An 18,307-nucleotide genomic window follows, 5' to 3' on the forward strand; every position below is an offset into this window, starting at 1 on the left:
ATGAAAGAACATGCCGTTGAATTCGCGGATCTATGGCATCACATGCCCTCGAAACTCGAGCGTACCGGGGGATTCTGGCTTGTCAGGGCAGGACGCAATCTCGCCAAACCCCATTATCATGTGGGTCCGAAGCAGATTGATTGCTATGGATGGCATGTGATCGTGAGCGGGGATCTTCAGCTCATACACCAGAATGAAGTCATAACCCTGCATGCAGGCGACCTATTCTGTCTCTTTCCGCATATGACGTATGAATATCGCATTGCTTCGCCTGAACCGCTGCGCATGGTCTGGCTCACCATGGAGGGTCCCCAAATGCGCGAATTGATGCGGACGATCGGACTCACCGTTCAACAGCCATACCGTGTCTCTGCCATGCATCGCCCAGGATTTCGCTACTTGCTGCACATAGAGCAGATGATTTGGAGTGAAACACCAGAACAGCCTCGTCTTCTTCCCCTCCTCACTGCGCTGCTTCGTCTATTCGAGCATTTGGAGGTAGACGCGGAAGATCGAGGTACTGAGAAAGGACAACCGAACACCCCTTGGATTCAAGAGGTGCTTCATTTCCTTCAGCTGCATTATGCGGAGCCCTTGCGAATTGAAGCCATTGCGCATCGCTTCGGCTTTCATCGATCTTATTTCACACAGCATTTCAAGCAGAAGACGGAGCAATCACCACAGCAATATCTCCAGCAACTTCGACTGGATCGCGCGAAAGAACTGCTATGCAGCACCAGCTTATCGATCGGAGAAATCGCATTATCCGTTGGATATCCAGACTTATATATGTTCTCTCGCGCCTTTAAAGCGCAGACTGGCCGTTCGCCGACGGCCTATCGCGAAGTGAATCACTCCGAGTAACACGTCGTACAGCAGCAAAAAAAGCCCCCGGATCCTCCGAGGGCTCTTACGTATGTTGTAATTAGCTTACTGTCGCATCCAACAGAATCGCGTTGATTCCATTCAGGAAAGCAATTGCGCTCGCCTTAATGATGTCCGTGTCCATCGCGCGTCCTGTATAGACCTTATCTTGATAGACAACGCGAATGTTGACCCGTCCCACGGCATCTTTGCCGCGTGAAAGACTGTTGATCTTATAATCTTTAAGTTCCACATCAAGTCCTACCAGCGTCTTAATGACGCTGTACAACGCATCGATTGGCCCATCTCCGACACTGCTGTCGGTCAGAATCTCTTCCCCTTTACGCAGCCGTACCGTTGCCGTCGGGTGCAGCTCATTGCTCACCACTTGGAACGAATCCAGCTCATACAACTGATGTTCGCCTTGCGCCAACGTCCGGTGATTCGTCACCAAATAGAACACATCGTGGTCATATACTTCTTTTTTGGCATCAGCCAGTGTTAAGAACTTGTTGAACAATTGCTCGAAATCCGCTGTGTCGCTCGTATCGAATCCCATCTTCTCGACCGCGTTCTTGAACGCATGCCGACCCGAACGCGCGGTCAAGATCAGTTCCATGCTCTCAGCGCCGACTTCTTCCGGCGTCATAATCTCGTAAACCTGCTTATCCTTCAACAATCCGTCCTGATGGATGCCTGAAGAGTGCGCAAATGCATTCTCTCCTGTTATGGCCTTGTTCACCTGCACATCTAGTCCCGTCAAATGGCTAACCAGGCGCGACGTTCTGACAAGCTCCTTGGTATTAATATTCGTCGTGCAGCCATAGAAATTCTCTCTGACCTTCATGCCCATGACGACTTCTTCGAGCGATGCGTTACCTGCGCGCTCACCAAGGCCGTTAATCGTAACCTCGATTTTCTGTGCGCCGTTCTTGATCGCGCTGAGCGTATTCGCCGTCGCCATGCCAAGATCATTGTGGCAGTGGACGCTTAGAATGACGTCCGGATTCAAATTCTTCAACCGGTCATTGATGCGATAGATCAAATGCCCGAATTCCTCAGGAACAGCGAAGCCTACCGTATCCGGTACGTTAATCATCGTCGCGCCAGCCTTCACGACAGCTTCAATGGTGCTCCACAAATATTCGAAATCCGATCTCGAGGCATCTTCGGTCGAATATTGCACATGTGGCAGCAGTGTCTTCGCATACTTCACCGCATCGACGCCCATCTGCATAACAGCATCCTTCGAACGATTGAACTTCTTCTCAACGTGGATGTTGGATGTCCCAAGGACAATATGAATCAGTGGATTCTGTGCCAGCTTGATGCTCTCATAGACCGCATCGATATCGCCTTTCACGGCGCGCGCCAGCGCGGTAATCGAGACGGTGTCCCCTACGCTGCGGGCAATCTCTTGCACCGCTTGGAAATCGCCAAGGGAAGAGGCAGGGAATCCTGCTTCGATAATGTCGACCTGCAGACGTTTCAGCTGCTGGGCAATCTCGATTTTTTGATGCAAATTCAGCTTTGCACCTGGGACCTGCTCTCCATCTCGTAATGTTGTATCGAATACGATAATATTGCGACTCATATGATTTCCTCCTCTATTTTCGTTCATTATTGAAGTCATGGATATTCTCTATGTTAAGGTTTGTTGGTTAAACCCGGAATTTAACCAACAAAAAAACCCCGTCTCTACGTATAGAGACGAGGTTGAACCCGCGGTACCACTCTAATTCATTTCCGTGACAGAAATGATCTCATTCGATGGCCATCACCATCTATCCTTGTAACGGTGGAATTCCGGCTTACCCTACATGATTCAGGCAGCTGTTCATAGACGAGTTCGAAATGCTCAACATTACCGCTTCACACCACCCAGCGGCTCTCTGGAAAGTCAACACACTTCTACTATTTCTAATCAATACATTTACGTTGTCATTCAATTATTTGTTATTATATGGATCACTTCTTCGTTTGTCAACCGGTTCTTACAAATTCGTTCCAGTCGGCCTGGACGATGAAAATAATAAGCGCAAAATGAGACCGCCCGACATAACCTATTCCATCGGGCATTAGTCTACTCCACACGCGAAGGGCAGGGAACACATTGGCAGTATCTTACATGGACTTCACGTCCCCCAACGTTCAATTTACTTATGATTTGAAAAATAACCCATTTTTCAAAAAAGACGAAAACAACTATATCCTTGATCTATCCGTCAATCAGCTCAATACATTAGGAAATGTCTCCATGCTTGACATTTTCCTCAGCAACGGGAATATCGTCGAACCCCACTACCATCAGAATGCGAGCGAATTGGTCTACGTCATATCGGGTTCCGCCACCGTTTCAATTCTCAATCCGTTCACCAAGGAATTACGCAATTATCCTATCCAACCGGGCCAAGTCGCGAATGTACCGCAAGGATGGTGGCATTACGAAATTGCAACATCCGATAATACTCACCTACTCGCGATCTTCGATGCGCCTGTGCCTGAATTCATCGCAGGTTCAGATATTCTCCGTTTAACGCCAGCAAATATCTGGGCGGACACGTATTGCCTGGACGAAGCGAAAGTCAAAGAAACGTTCGCGCCGATTACGAAGACAGTCGTGATCGGACCTCCGAGTGATTGCAAACAACCGCAGCCACAACCAACCCAGACACAAGCAGCTAACATCGTCACACCGCCGATGAGCTCTAATACGCCGCCTCCAACAAGGCAAGTTATTGGCAACGGACTGAATTACAGGTAAGGCTATTCGATAAGACAGTACTTACGAAAGACCAGGGATGTATCCCTGGTCTTTTTACGATATCTAGGTTATTTCTCATTGACTTCCAATCTGCATTGTATTACTGTATTAATCAATTAAGACAGTGGTATAGTTATCCGGCTTGGAGGCGATCATGGAGTTCAATAAAATCGAACCGATATACGCTCAAATCATTCAAGACATTCGACGCAAACTGTTCAATGGCACGTATTCGCTCGGTCAAGAGATTCCCTCCCGCCGTGAGCTTGCCAAGACGTTAGGCGTCAATCCCAATACGATCCAGAGGGCTTACAAAGAAATGGAGGATATGAATCTCATTGTAACCTATCGCGGACAAGGGAGTTTCATCACGAGCGACGCTTCCGTGCTCGCTTCTCTCCGAGAGGAAGCCTTGCACGAATCCATCCATCAGAGCATGGAGCTCCTGCGATCCTTCGGTAAATCCGATACAGAGATTCTTGCGCTTATTCAATCCTATCTCGAGAGGGGCCATCGAAATGATTCAAGTATCTAATGCTGGCAAGAAATTTGGGAACAGAATCGCGCTTCATCAGGTATCTTTCGCCATCGAAGAAGGACAAATCATCGGGCTGCTCGGAACCAATGGCGCTGGAAAATCAACCTTACTTAAAGCGATGGCAGGATTACTGAAGCTCGATCAAGGTACTATTCTTTTCAATGGAACACCGCCAAGCCTTTCCACACGTGCTTCGACAGCTTACCTTCCCGATGTGAATGTCTGGTACCCTTGGATGAAGCTTAGCGATGCCATGAAATACATGCAGGATTTCTACTGGGATTGGGATCAAGATAAAGCTCGTCATTTATTGGATTTCTTAGAGTTAACCCCCTCCTCCTCCATACAACATGCCTCCAAAGGCACACAAGCCAAGATGAGGCTCCTGCTTGCCTTGAGTCGTCAAGCGCGGTATGTTCTGATGGATGAACCATTCTCAGGCATCGACCCCTTCGCAAGGGAACGTATTGCGCAAGCCATCATTGACGACTTCATCGATGAAGGGCAGACCATTCTCCTCACCACACAAGAAATCTCCGAAGTAGAGCATTGGCTGGATGAAGTTTTGTTTTTACATGAAGGGCAACTGCTGCTCACAGGTCAGATGGAGACGTTCAAGCAAGATCGGCATCAATCCCTATTTGATATTCTGAAGGAGGCTTATGACCATGCACGCGTTTAGACGTCTACTGCTAACCGAAATTCGCAATCGGAGAAATGTGTTATGGGTCATCATGAGTTCCCACATGCTCCTCAATATCCCTATCATCTTCCTTACAGCGAATACGTCAACAGCCCAGCTCTCTTATCTGATTCCCCTGAATATGACGCTGCTTAGTGTCATGCTGATCCTTCCTTTTCTTCGCTGCTTCTCCATTTGGCGGGATGAATGGAAACAACAAGCTATCTATCAACTATTTGCTTTGCCCGTTCCGCGATCCTATCTCCTCCTGACGAAATCACTCGTGATTCTTCTAGAAGCCGGAATGATCTTCGCAATAACCGTTATTTCCCTATGGATTCAGTACGTTGTTAGTGACGGTCATCTCTTCCGAGCAGAGCCGCTAACCACGATCAATGGACCCAAATTATTATTTATTATCAGCATTGTCATGACAGCCGTCTCTCTGATTCTCTTATGCACCATGAGTCTATTCATGGGTCACTGGATCGGCAAACTTCCTCTTCTATTGACCTTTATCAGTTTTGTGGCGGGATTGCTTGTAGGTCTGACTGTATTTGCATTCTTTCCTTCGTTCCTCACGATACTCGCATTATGTCTGTTGCTCACCGGAATCAATGTTTATTTATTGGAAAAGAAGGTGCACTTGGCATGAAAATCCTGTTCAAATGCAAAAAGAGATGCGTATGAACGCACCTCTTTCCTTGATATTGTCAATTATCCTTCCGCCACATCCGCCCGCAATTCCCCGGCAACTTCGAGCATCCTAGGAACAACGGCTTGATTCATCCCGGATACGTAGATATCGCCTTGATAATATCGGAATGGAATCTGAATATCCTGATAGCTCCACATGAAAAAATCGCCTTCAATGGACATACTGCCTGTCTCATTTGTTACCTTATAAACCGATGTATACATGAAGTCAGGTTGGGAAGCGAAATACGCCTGGCACTCTTCCAATGAAATGGTGCTCTCGCCATGATCGTTCTCCTGAAAAGCTCTTGTAATGCGATATCGTTGACTCATTCGACTACGTCCTCCATGATCATTCATTCGTCCGCTCTATCGGCAGACGGTTGACAAATCGTATCATCCCAAAAGCTAATTGTAAAGCTGCTCCCGCATATCCTTCTCATTTATCCTCATGCGTTTGTGAGTTCGTCCGAGCTGTCATCGTCGCTAATACTTGTTCCCAATGCAGTTTCATCTGCTCGCGCGTATGGGCATCCGCAAGCTTCTCCTGATGGAAGCTGATCGTAGTTCGGTCCGACTTGACTTGAAGCAGTCGAATTTGCAGCGTAGATGAATGTTCCCATGCCTTCGCGCGCCATGCCATTCGTATCTGATGGAACGGCTTCAATACGCGCACTTGCCCAGAAATGCCCTCCCGTGATTCGAAGGTTTCCCCAACTTCCAGCTGTTCCAGGGTGTTCCCTTCTCCAAGCCAGAGGGACAACCCTTCCGAGGAGACGAGGTATGCCCATGCTTGCTCTCTCGTGATCGGCAAGGTCCGTCTAACACCAATTTGAAATCCAACGCCTGCCGTCTGTCCAACCATTTTCTCTGAATTCATTGCGACTTTACGATTCATTAGTTCCACCTCTCAGCTTCGATTGGTTAAGGCGTCAAGCCCCTTGTGAACAACTCGATACTAGACGCAATAAAACGCTCCATCGTCACATTTGTCATGCCTTCTGCCCCATGCAGATGAGACATAAAGGCACCATAATTCATCCATAAGAACGACATCGCCTGTGCTTCCGCATCGGTTGGAATGAGGTTGCCGCGCTTCTGCATCTCCAAGAAATATTTCGTTAATAACTCAAGCAGCATTCGCGGATGCTTCTGTGCCTTGGTCCGAATCTCGGACAGTTCATCTTCCTTCAATACGATTCGGATCATCTTGCGATTGCGATTCATGCTCTCGTGATACATTCGGCTAATGAGCATCAAATCCGTTCGCAGTTCCCAGACGACCTGTGTTTCGAAAATCTTCGTCATTTCGACTGTGTAATAATAACGGTCAACCGCTTTTTCCAGTAAATGCTGCTTGCTCCCAAACTGCCGGAACAAGGTCATCTCGCTCACACCGGCAGCAGCCGCTATTTCCTTGGTCGATACGCCTTTGTATCCCTTGTCCGCCATGAGATCTATTGCTGCCAGCAGCAGTTTATCTTTGTTGTCCTTGATCTCTTGCTTCTCCACGTCATCCCACCCTTCATTCAATGTTTGTTAGTACTAACTAACACTTAGTGGTGATAGCATAATACATTGCATTGTGCCTGTCAATAATATCCATTGTGATGGCCGTCGCGCCTTGTGCCTCCGCCTCAGCACCCCCATGTTCCACCGCAGTTAGGAAAGAGCCATTCGCAGTGACATCCATGTAATGCACTCCGCTCTGGATACAAGTTCGCACAAATGTCGAATCCGTCTGATCTAGACACATGATGACCAGCTTTACATGCTCTAATTGATGCGGATGGATCGGTTCATGGATATTCATGCACAGAGGTCTCACTATCCCCTCCGTTTCACGACTGAACTGTTCAGCCTTCGCCATAGTTCTTCCTGCAGCGTACACTTTGCCTGGATACTTCTTACCTAGCTCTTGGCACAGGATTCGACCGACATGCCCGTAGCCCCCAATGACGAGAATGTTATCTTTTATCTCCATCACTCCTATTCTGATCGACATAAGCGGTCGCTTCTTTTCATTTTCGCCCATATCTTATACACTAATTAAGAATCATTCTCAATTATAAAGATATGAATCCGATGTACCATCCCAGAAATGTGGGATTCTCGCGATCACGTCAAGAGCTTAGGGGGCACCAATGCAAGCGCGAATCGAACTAACCAAACACCAGATCAGACGACTGGCTGAACGCTCCGAGACTTCACACGATTATCGCCTTGGGTTGTTCAAGCTGCTGTAGGACCTTGTCCCGTTCGCTGCGGCATGCTGCACGACGGTCGATCCGCAAACGCGGCTCTCTACCGGGGCCGTCACGGATGAAGAAGTCGAGCAGATCCACGCCAGGCTATTCGAATATGAGTACCAACGAACGGATTTCAATCCCTATGACCAGCTTGCCCTTTCCCCTGATCCTGTCGCGACGTTAAATCAGGCTACACATAGCAATCTGAATCGAAGTCCACGGTATCGCGATGTGTTAGGACCCGGGGGATTTGGGGATGAGCTTCGGGCAGCACTACGATATGACGGCGTATGCTGGGGGTTTTTGACGCTGTTTCGCCATGAGACCGCGCTTACATGGCAATTTGTCTCCCGGTTCCAATAGAAAAGGCAAGCCTCCTCTGGTCATATCCCCGTCAAGTAGACAGCTAAAAAAGCCATAAATTAAGCGGCGATCGCTTTCCTGTATTCAACAGGGGAGAGGTCGCCTAATTTTTTCTGAAACCGCTCATGGTTGTAATAAGCAATATATTCAGTGATCAAACGTTCAGCTTCAGAGGCACCGTTTGGCTTCACCAAATGAAGCTTTTCTGCCTTTAGATGCGAGAAGAACGACTCAACGCACGCATTATCAAAGCAGTTCCCACGTCTAGAATGGCTGCCAACAAGCTTCCGATCTGCAAGGAGCTTTGCATACGTCTTTGTCGTGTATTGAAACCCTTGATCAGAGTGCAGGATCGCTTTTGGTGTATTCAGTTGTTTTACGGTGTCCAGAACAAGTTCTAGGTCATTTCGTTCTCCCAACCTCCAAGTCAAAATCTCATTGTTGTAGAGGTCTAAAACAACTGAAAGATAGAGGAATCCATGTCCAACGCGAACATAGGTTATGTCGGTTACTAGTTTGAGCTTAGCTGCGGCTGAAGTGAATTCCCGGTTTAATACATTCTGGAACAACACAGAAGGCTTTCTGCCTGCGAAAGGCCGTTTCTTACGTATGACAGACTGGATTCCTAATTCTCGCATGAGTCGTCGCACCTTCTTGTGGTTAACATATAGCCCTTCCTTTCGTAGTGCTGTGCGCATGCGAAAATAACCGTAGTAAGGCCGAATACGGTGAATCGCTAGAATATGCTCTTTAATTACCGTATTCTCATCCATACGTGTTTTCCGGGACTCGTAAGTGGCTAACCATTTATAGTAGCCAGAACGGGAAACCTCAGCAATCTTACACAGTAATTTAATAGGAAAATCAGTTTTCATTTCTCGAATGGACTCGAACCGGACTTGCTTATCCAACTTTCCTCCCCATGTAGATTTGGATTGAGCTTTTTTAGATATTCCACCTGTGCTTTCAAATAACTAATCTCTTCTTCAACTGATCTGAAGCGCTTCTTACTCCATCTCCCTCGAAGATCCTTAAACGTTTCCCCACGCTCAGATTTCTTTACCCAATTCTGAATTTGACTCTTACTCTTGATACTCAGCTTATTCATAATCATGGAATAACTCCAGTGTTCCTCAAGACGTAGTCTAACAGCCTCCTGCTTAGTTGTTTCGTCATAACGATTGAATGTCTGTCCCTTTTTCGCCATGAAAAAATCCCCTCCGGTCAACAGTGTTGAATTCATCATAACATGAACTCTTTTTTTTACTGTCTACCGTAAGGGGATAATACCACCTCAGGTGAGGAAGAGCTTGCCTTTCTTAGCTATGATTAACGATCTACGCGAGCTACCGTGAAGCCCGAAGCGAGTGATCGCACACGATCAATGGCTGCTTCTGGCGTCGGACAATCCGCGTCATACTGAACACGATAGTGGAATTCGTAGAATCCGCCCACCGTCGCTTTGAAATTGGTCTCCCAATAATTGCTTAATGCCCACACGTATAAATGGTTTGGTTCGTCACCTGTTTGCTGTGAATGAACGAGGCGCGTACCATGAGCAAGAGAACCCAATTGAACAAGCGGCGTATCCGGCGTCGCTACGAGCAGCGCTTCCTGACGTCCGTTCTGTTGATTCATCAGACTAAGACCTTCCTGAATGCAGTAATAATCCAGACAGGTGCCAGGCAATTGATCAATGCCCGGACACATTGGCGCCCCTGCTTTGTCGAGCCAGAGCGTCTCTCCAACCCGCCCAAGCGTGAACGGCATCGCAATATAGAGATTCTCCGGATGCCATACACTATCCTTGTGGAGGCGTACGGATACATCCACACGATTCGTATCGGCATATACCTTCAGATGAACCGAGTAATAAGACATGCCCGCTACTTCATAATGCAGCTCAACCGTTGCGAACAATGGCCCTTTGATACCTTCCTTCATCTGCACGATACGCCCGATAGAGCGCTGAGCATTCAAACCTTTGCGATTGCGGCCCATCTGTCTGCGAACTGCGCACTGACTTCCGCCATCCTTCGCATCGGCGGCCGGAGTCACCTCGTAGACCGGCGTGAACGCATGATGATCACGATCCGTCCGCAGCAGTTCTTCGCCCGTTTCCTTGTTGAGCCAGCTCACGATTCCTTCATCCGTCCAACGAATTCGCACGTAATCCGATTCAATCGCGTGACGGCTGACCTTGATGCCTTGCTGATCGCCTCCACCCGGATACATGTCTGCGATATCATAGACTTGATCGGCCCCAATCAATTGCACATTGTTCGTTGTTGTTCTTGATTCAACATGCTTCACAGGCCGCAGATAGAATTCCTGATGAGCAAGCGGCTCCAATGCAACCTTCACCGTATAGCTCTGATATCCGCTCTTCTGATGCGGAACGACTGAACCCGTTGCCGCGTCGACAACTTCCAACCCATCCTTAAATCGAACGACTTCATAGCCTTCCAGATTCATTTCAGCGAGTCCGCTAGCAAGTGTGGAATTCGTGTTAAGCACCCGATAACGGAATGGACGGTTCGGGTACAAGAGCGCTTCCCCTTTGCTGTGCATCAGCTTATCCCAAGCCCGGTATGCGAGCGTACTTCCTTGGGAAGCATAGGCTTCCTTCCGGATGCCCAGTCTCGTGACTTGTGCATGCCACGGTTCATAGATGGATGAATGAAATCCCCACGTATGTTCCGCATACATAATCAGCGGCTGCTCGATGGCTTCCATCTCTTGGCGCGTAATGACCTCCTGATTCGGGTCCAGCTGCCGAATTTTCCGCAATGTCCGCTGCGCGTCCCGAAACATCTGCGTGTGCAGCGCTGTCGAGTTGACGCCGTCCGACCACCAATCCGGCCAATCGCCGCGATAGACAGGAATCTCGATATCCGTCTGCTTGACTGTCGCGAAGAATTGGCTTAACGTCGTCATCTCGATGTGAACGCTCTCCCCGTGCTTCGCATTCCATTCGTGGATGAACGCCATGAGATCGCCGTTCGGAGCGCCGTTATCCGTCGCCAAGCCTGAGATCATGACAGGCACGAAATCATACGGATAACCCTCCTCCTCCAGTTGCGCCAAATACCGCTCGATCCGAATCTCGGCAATCTCCATCTGGTTGTCGACGATCGCAGGCGTGTCGAACTCGTCACGAATCATATATTTGCCGACCGCATCGGGACAGAGCGCCAACTCATTGCCGAGCATATAGTGGTCACCGTTCCAGACAAGCAGCTGATCACCGCCGCGCGTCTCCCACCAGAAAGGCGTCTGTTTGCGGCCTAACGGGAACATGCCATGGTGCGTATGCACGCAGGAGAACAAATGCTTCGTCCCTGCATCCAGCAACTGCTGCGCATAACCCCAGCTGTAGCCATTAATATCCGCCGTCATCGCTGAATCGACGACATGTCCGATACTACGGCCGTATGCGGCTGCCTTGCCAAGCATACTGCGAAGCAGGTGTTCATCCGCCAATTCGGTCATGTTCAGGTAGGTCCCGGATAACTCGATATCGCCTTTGACAACGGCCTCGGCAAAGTCTGATTGCTCCTGCGGCGTCGCCTGTTCCAAGAAGCGCTCTACCGCCCAGAACGTCTCGCAGGTCCATTTGAATCCCTGCCACGATGGCTGCTGTCCTGACGCAGCATCACGGAGAATCTGCAAGGCTTGACGAATAAATCCGACGTGGTATTGTTCGATTTTCTCTTGTCGGTCGGTATATCCAATATCGGTATGAGAGTGATGAATGACACAAATTTTCCAAGGCTTCTTCAATGAGATCGCTCCTTTAATTCTGAGGTGATGCCACCATTGTAACGATGATAGGCACGGAAGTATTTATGAGAACAAGTCATGTTTTTATAATTTCGGGACATCAAGCACAGTACGATCCTTATATGACCATACAGATACCTGGACTTTCTCCAAAAAAAGGACACCCATCCCCGCTGGAATGGGTGTCCTCTTCCCTTCTACTTCTGCAGCTCACCTCTACAATACAATCCTCTTCGCAATCTCAGCCAAATCCTCAATATCGATCTTCCCGTCACCATTGAAGTCGGATGCCTTGATATTCGCCCAGTTCGGGTCTTGGCTGGTACGGCCATAGTTCGCTGCGGCAATCGCCAAATCGCCGATGCTGACCTTGCCGTCACCGTTCGTATCCCCTGGAATCCCCGGCGTGACGACAGATACTTTGATCAAGTACGAAGCGGATTCGATGCTCGTCTCCGCCCCCTGATCATCTGCGACAAGTGCATGCGATACCGTCACTGTTCCCGAGGCGGGCTGGGTTACCGGCTTCGCGCGGAATGTCAGCTGGAGCACATCACCTTTGCCTTGTACAGCATGCGCCGCACCTTCGCTCGCGATGATGAATCGGAGCTCGCCGGCAGTCGATGTCATTTTGTCTACGATATTGACGCCTGTACGAATAGGTTCTGCACCGACATATTCCAATACATCGCTATCGTAAGTCAGTGAAAAGTCTTGGGCATAGACAGCACCGCGAAGCTTATCAAGGCCAAACGTCACCGTGAACGTGCTGCCCGCTTGCACTTTGCCCACGCCTGCCAGCGTCGTTGTCGGCCCATCCGGCTGCGTCGGCACGATAGCATTCTTGAACGCCTGCACCGCTTCTCGGAGTGTGGCGGCAGCAGCATCAATATCTGCTTGCTTCGCTGCGCTGTTGTCGTACACGCCTTGTGCTGCCGTAATGGCTGCGCCAAGCTTCCCTTTGGCCGCTTCGGACACTTGACCCGGCGATGTTCCTACCGCTGTCTCGACATAAAGCTTCTTCGCCTGATCGATTTCCGCTTGCAGCTTGCTCTTATCGATCGGAACCTGCACCACTTCCTCAATCTTGATATCATCGATATAAGCATTTGCTGCGGGACCAGACTTTTTGTAGAAGTAGACGATTGCGGAGTTGGTACTGCTGCCCGTCGTGAACTCCAGCGTCTGCAGTGTATAGTCCGATGAGGTTACGCGTACGCTCTTGTCGATGCCCGTTCCCTTCACGCCGAACATGATCTCGAGCTGCGGGTCCAGCACCTTGGCATAGGCGCTAATCCGATACGTCGTATCCGGCTGAACCGTGAACGTCTGCTCCAGCGTGGTCTCCGCCGTAATTTTCTTAATGATCCCTGCATAGCTTCCGCCATGCGCATTCCCGTCGCTTACGATTCCCGCGCCGTTATTCCATTGATAATCCCACGGATCCCGAGGTCCATGCTGCGCCGTATTCTCGAAATCTCCATTCTTAATCACAGCAGGCGGCTTCGGAATAACCGGCTCGAACGGGTCGACGTGCGGATACGTCTGACCTGCATATTCATGAGCTCCGACATCCGGCATGCCGTTATAGATCGGATTGCCGAAATAGTCTCGCGGCCCCGGATTATGCGTTACACCGATGAAGCGCCCGGCGTTGATGAGCGGCGAATCATCCTGCAGCTTATACCCGTTTAACGCATCCCACTTCACTTGCTCTGGTACGATTGGACCTGCTCCCCCCAGCACGGTGCCTGCCTTGCCTGGATCTACCAGCTTCGGATCGCCCGTGATCATGAATGGATCTGGAATCCGGTCCACCGTTGGAACACGGTTGCCATAGAATGCATTATTGTTATACTTCCAGCTCGGCTTGGCCGTATATCCGCCCGTACCGTTGTTGATGAAGATGTTATTGTACAAACTTACATCCACGGCACCGCCTTGGCTGACGAGCAGATTCGTATTCATGCCTTCTTTGACATAGAAAACGTTGTTATACACTTGAATATTTTTCACGTTGTTCGCGCCACAGATCGTGAAGATCTGGTATTTGTCATTCTGGCTGATGTTATACCGATAGATGCCGTTTCTCACTTCGCCGCCGCTGCCGTCCGAGCAGATCAGCAGATTGCCGCCGTCGTTGTTATAACTGTAGTTAAATTGATAGATGATACCTTGCGTCCCATGGTCAAAATCGAACGGCTGCCCATCGCGCGTCGAGTACCCGCGCGTCACCTCATTGAATTGATAGAGCGTGTTATCGCCGTCCCACGTCCACATACCGGCATTGTAACCGGAGGATGTCCGGTTGTAGCCGTCCAAGAAGTTGTATTCGACGAGCGCTCCGTCGGTCATATGTGGAACGATGCCATCGCCGCCAACATCATAGAGCTTGTTGCCGCGGATAACCACATTCGTAATCGGGGTCCATGGCGTTCGATCACTGCTGCCATATGCACTCCCCAGCAGATCTCTGCTCTTCCAATCATTCCAAGTGACAATCCCTGAACGAGCGACATTACGTACTTCATTATTGATAATTTTGATGTCATCAAATGTCGTCCTTTGGATCACCCGATTCGGATCCGGCACATTGTTCACAACGCCTTGAATCCGGACGCCGACTTGAATACCCGCGCTGCCGTTCATATCTTTCTTGTCTTCACCGTTTACGTCATGAACGTAAAGGTCGTGGATATAAATACCGTGCAGCACCTGGACATCGGTCACATTCGTCTGACTGCCCTTCTTATAGTCCTCGCCCATCACCAGCACACCGCGGCGCGGCGATGTAGCAGCTTGGACGCCTTTATTCGTAATCTCCAGATGGCTGATCTCCCAGTGCTCTTGGTTGTAGATCATCACGGTATTCTCGACTAGACCCTGCCCTTCGATGAGCGGCTTATTGCCTTCGCCGTATCGGCCGATCGCAATCGGATTGCCTGCAGCACCCGACCCTTTCGGCTGCAGCGAACCGCTCCATTTGCCGCCTGCGCGGAACAGGATTTTATCGCCCGGTTTGTAAGTCATCTTATTGACCTGCGCAAGTGATTTCCAAGCTTGATCTTGCCCGGTACCGCTGTTCGTGTCCGCACCGCTCATATCATCGACATAGTAGGTGGTATTCCCCGGCGAGACCAGGTCTTCTTCCTCTACAGGCTGCGTATTGTACACTTGGAATTCCCATATGCTCGGACCTTGGGAGACGTTGACGGATTTCATGTTCAATCGAACCTTCGAGCCCGTCACCGGTGTAAAGGTTATCGTCTTATCCGCGCCAATCGTGGTCCCTGTATAAGCATCGAGCCACGCCGAACCGTTCCAATACTGGATCGCATACGACGAGATGCGAGACTGGAATTCGTTGATCACGACCTTATCGAATGTCTTATTACCGCCGAGATCGACCTCAAGCCATGCTTGTGGATTATTGTCTTCGGTCGCCCAACGGGTCAAAGAGCTGCCATCAACGGCTTGGGAGGCGGCATATGTCGGATTATTCGAATGGACGTTGCTTGCTGCCGCTGGCTTTTTCAGCGCCAAGTTTTCAGACCCGACTGGCTTTGTGAGATACACGCCAACACGGTTCAAGATCGGCGAAGCCTGAGACTCCGTAATGTTAATGCGTATTTTCGTTGTCTTCACGGCAGGAAACGATACGATCTTCTTGTATCCGACCGTTGCGCCCTGCGCGATTTGACTCCATTTGCCGTCCAACCATGTCTCGATTGTAAATTTAGAAATCCGCTGCCCGAGTGGGACATATTCTTGAAGCAGCACGCTATCGATATAACGTTCCTTATCCAGCGCAATCTCCACAATACCAGCCTTCACGCCGTCATCAACCGTCCAATACGTATCATAGCTGTCGTCCAGCACGTTCTGCGCACCGTATTTCGAAGCGTTGCCTCGCGTCTCACTTGCCGTAGCCGAGCCCTTCGCTGCAAGATCGTTCGCATACATCGCCATGACTTGCGTCTTCCATGCTTGCAGATTCGCGACATCGGAGGCTGGAATCTGCCCGGTCGTATCCGGCGATACATTGAGCAGCAGCGTCGCGCCTCGGCCGACGGTCGTCTGATAGATGTCGACCAGCTGATTCAAGCTCTTCGACGAAGAACCTGGACTCCAGAACCATCCCGAGCGCTGCTTCACATCGGACTCTGCCGGTTGATAGATCGTCCCGTTCGCGTGGCCCTTCAAATAATCCCGATTATCGTAAGCTGGCGGGACATATGCCCATGGCGGATTCTGCGGCAAATTCGGTACGACTTTGGCCCAATGCGTATCGTCGACGAACCCGGTCTCATTCCCGTTCCAACGAACGTCGCCGAGCGGAGGACCCCAGATCAATGCTTTTGGCTGGAGCTCGTAAATCAATTTCGCCCATGCATCAAAGTCATAATCCTGCTGTACGTTATCGCCTTTGGCGCCATCCATCCAGATTTCCGAGATTTCGCCGTAATTAGTGAGCAGCTCGCGAAGCTGGTTCATGTAGTAATCATTGTAAGCCTGCCCCTTGCCATAACTTGGCGCATTCATATCCCATGGTGAGAGATATATCCCGAATTTAATGCCCGTTTCACGCGCTGCATCGGATACCTCCTTCACGATGTCGCCTTTGCCGCCTTTCCATGGGCTGTTCTTGACGCTATGCTCCGTGTATTGGCTCGGATAGAGCACGAATCCATCATGATGCTTCACGGTCAGAATGACCATCTTGAGCCCCGCATTTTTCAGCGCAGCCATCCACTGCTTCGCATCGAAATTCGTCGGATTGAATTGAGAAGGGCTCTCCTTACCCGTGCCCCACTCCTTGCCTGTAAACGTATTCATACCAAAATGGACGAAGGCGATGGTCTCCATCTTCTGATATGCCAATTGCTTCGCCGTTGGAATCGGCAGATGCGGAAATGGAGGTGCGACATAACCAGGCTCAGGCGGCGTCTCATCATTTTTCGTGCCGTACACCTCAAATTCATGCAGGGCATAACCATTCTTATTGCTCCTTCCCGTCGCATAAATCCGAATGAACTTGCCATCTGCGCCAGTAAATTGCACGTCTTCCGCACCGCCTGCACCCACCTGCGTCGCGTAGACCGTCTTCCAGGTGATCATGTCGTCCGAGACTTGCAGCTGATAGGCTTTGGCATACGTACCGCCCCAATACATTTTGACGCGGTTCATCTGATAGCTGCCTTTCAGATCCGCAATAAGCCACTGCGGATCCGCAGGGTCGCTCTGCCATTTCGACGCAATCGTCTGATCGAGCGCTTTCTCTCCGCTATTGCCGGAAGCTGCGGAGGAGACGTACGCGGTATGCTGATACGCTAGATTTGTATTCGGGGCTGGCGCTGTATACGGTGGAAGCTCCGGGTCCGGATTCGGATCCGTACCTTCTCCTTCGCGCAGCTCGAAATCGTCTACATAGAAGACGCCGGCTGTTGTGTCTTTCCACACATAAATCTCTGCCGTTGTATTCGAGCTGCCTGTCTTAAAGGTTACGCTGAGCTGCTGATAGCCCATCGTCGTTGTCGTCACTTCTTTCTTGGCGCTCGGACCGTCGAATTTAATTGCTGCGAGATACAATTTATCTTTGTCTGTAGCTTGAACCGGGTTGGCCCACGCTTTTAACGTATACGTTGTATTCGGTTTAAGATTCGTCAGGTCTTGATTGATGCTTGCGCCCGGCGCACCCATTCTGCCTGCATAATTGCCTGTATGCGCATTCGAATTCACGATCATCCGATCGCCTGCGCCTCTCCAGCCTGTGAAATCCCCCTGCTCAAAGCCTGGATTCACAATCAAATTCTGCTGATCGGGATCCGGATTTGGATTATAATGGTTCACGATCATATAATCGATATAGACGGTGCCTTGATCGCCAGCATCGAATCGATATTCGATCGTATTGTCGCCGGCATCCAGCACGAACATTTCCTTCTTATCAGCCCATGCACCAGAGGCAGATCCAGGGAACGTCGCCGTCCCGCGCTTCACGCCATTGATGTAGACACCCAAAGTACTATCCGAAGTCGAGCGATTTGCATAGCGCAGCGTAACTTCGTAATTCAGCGTCGCCGACACGCTTGCCGTGAACTTCACCGCTGCGCCTGCTGACGCTAGTCCTTCAACATAACCTGTGCCCGAGTAGCCTGACTGACTTGAGCCTTTCTTAGCGCCGCCAGAGAGAACTGCATCTTCAGCTTCTGCCTTCTGACCGATTCCTGCAGCTGCCGTCGCACTCGCAGGAGCAGCCATCACCGCCGGTATCCCTGAGATGAAGATGAGCACGGATAGACTTAGCGCGAACACTCTAGACATCATCCTTCTCACAATCCTTACCTCCTTATAGAACCTATGCATTC

The 18,307-nt window shown here is 50.0% G+C and carries 13 protein-coding genes and 1 other annotated feature; of the genes, 5 read left to right on the forward strand and 8 right to left on the reverse strand.

Translation table 11 applies throughout. From position 1 onward, the window contains the following. Positions 1-864: an AraC family transcriptional regulator gene (locus GCU39_RS16170; RefSeq protein WP_152394466.1), complete on the forward strand. Its 864-nt coding sequence runs from the start codon at positions 1-3 to the stop codon at positions 862-864. A 61-nt stretch (positions 865-925) separates the two neighbouring features. Here GCU39_RS16170 and GCU39_RS16175 read toward each other — a convergent pair whose 3' ends face one another. Beyond that, positions 926-2,458: a 2-isopropylmalate synthase gene (locus GCU39_RS16175; RefSeq protein ID WP_152394467.1), complete on the reverse strand. Its 1,533-nt coding sequence runs from the start codon at positions 2,456-2,458 to the stop codon at positions 926-928. Between the two features lie 109 nt (positions 2,459-2,567). Continuing rightward, positions 2,568-2,801, reverse strand: a binding site (T-box leader). 176 nt (positions 2,802-2,977) lie between these two features. Between GCU39_RS16175 and GCU39_RS16180 the strand changes: the two genes are divergently transcribed. From GCU39_RS16180 to GCU39_RS16195, 4 genes are all read left to right on the forward strand, one after another. Next, positions 2,978-3,628 carry a cupin domain-containing protein gene (locus GCU39_RS16180; protein ID WP_152394468.1) on the forward strand — a complete coding sequence of 217 codons (651 nt, stop codon included), beginning with the start codon at positions 2,978-2,980 and terminating at the stop codon, positions 3,626-3,628. A gap of 154 nt (positions 3,629-3,782) precedes the next feature. Further along, positions 3,783-4,163, forward strand: coding sequence for a GntR family transcriptional regulator (locus GCU39_RS16185; protein ID WP_152394469.1), 381 nt, complete (start codon positions 3,783-3,785; stop codon positions 4,161-4,163). Further along, positions 4,147-4,848, forward strand: a complete 702-nt coding sequence (locus GCU39_RS16190) for an ABC transporter ATP-binding protein (protein ID WP_152394470.1) — start codon at positions 4,147-4,149, stop codon at positions 4,846-4,848. Before GCU39_RS16185 ends, GCU39_RS16190 begins: the two co-directional genes overlap by 17 nt. Continuing rightward, positions 4,835-5,503: an ABC transporter permease gene (locus tag GCU39_RS16195; RefSeq protein WP_193726504.1), complete on the forward strand. Its 669-nt coding sequence runs from the start codon at positions 4,835-4,837 to the stop codon at positions 5,501-5,503. Before GCU39_RS16190 ends, GCU39_RS16195 begins: the two co-directional genes overlap by 14 nt. A gap of 62 nt (positions 5,504-5,565) precedes the next feature. Here GCU39_RS16195 and GCU39_RS16200 read toward each other — a convergent pair whose 3' ends face one another. The 7 genes from GCU39_RS16200 to GCU39_RS16230 all read right to left on the reverse strand — a co-directional run bounded on the left by GCU39_RS16200 (position 5,566) and on the right by GCU39_RS16230 (position 18,266). Then, positions 5,566-5,877 carry a hypothetical protein gene (locus tag GCU39_RS16200; RefSeq protein WP_152394472.1) on the reverse strand — a complete coding sequence of 104 codons (312 nt, stop codon included), beginning with the start codon at positions 5,875-5,877 and terminating at the stop codon, positions 5,566-5,568. 106 nt (positions 5,878-5,983) lie between these two features. After that, the gene (locus GCU39_RS16205) at positions 5,984-6,442 is read right to left on the reverse strand and encodes an SRPBCC domain-containing protein (RefSeq protein WP_152394473.1); all 459 of its coding nucleotides are present in this window, start codon (positions 6,440-6,442) and stop codon (positions 5,984-5,986) included. A 26-nt stretch (positions 6,443-6,468) separates the two neighbouring features. Continuing rightward, the gene (locus GCU39_RS16210) at positions 6,469-7,056 is read right to left on the reverse strand and encodes a TetR/AcrR family transcriptional regulator (protein WP_152394474.1); all 588 of its coding nucleotides are present in this window, start codon (positions 7,054-7,056) and stop codon (positions 6,469-6,471) included. Positions 7,057-7,093: 37 nt separating this feature from the next. Next, positions 7,094-7,528 carry a saccharopine dehydrogenase NADP-binding domain-containing protein gene (locus tag GCU39_RS16215; RefSeq protein WP_227793222.1) on the reverse strand — a complete coding sequence of 145 codons (435 nt, stop codon included), beginning with the start codon at positions 7,526-7,528 and terminating at the stop codon, positions 7,094-7,096. 687 nt (positions 7,529-8,215) lie between these two features. After that, positions 8,216-9,363 (reverse strand): IS3 family transposase gene (locus GCU39_RS16220; RefSeq protein WP_152397276.1). Its coding sequence is split into 2 segments (ribosomal slippage): positions 8,216-9,105 and positions 9,105-9,363, totalling 1,149 coding nucleotides; the frame shifts between segments, so codons are not numbered across the junction. A gap of 122 nt (positions 9,364-9,485) precedes the next feature. Next, positions 9,486-11,939, reverse strand: a complete 2,454-nt coding sequence (locus GCU39_RS16225; protein ID WP_152394475.1) for a glycoside hydrolase family 38 N-terminal domain-containing protein — start codon at positions 11,937-11,939, stop codon at positions 9,486-9,488. Between the two features lie 216 nt (positions 11,940-12,155). Then, complete coding sequence (locus tag GCU39_RS16230) at positions 12,156-18,266, reverse strand: discoidin domain-containing protein (protein WP_227793639.1); 6,111 nt, start codon at positions 18,264-18,266, stop codon at positions 12,156-12,158. Between the last annotated feature and the right edge of the window lie 41 nt (positions 18,267-18,307).

This window comes from Paenibacillus guangzhouensis (assembly GCF_009363075.1).
Lineage (GTDB): Bacteria > Bacillota > Bacilli > Paenibacillales > Paenibacillaceae > Paenibacillus_K > Paenibacillus_K guangzhouensis.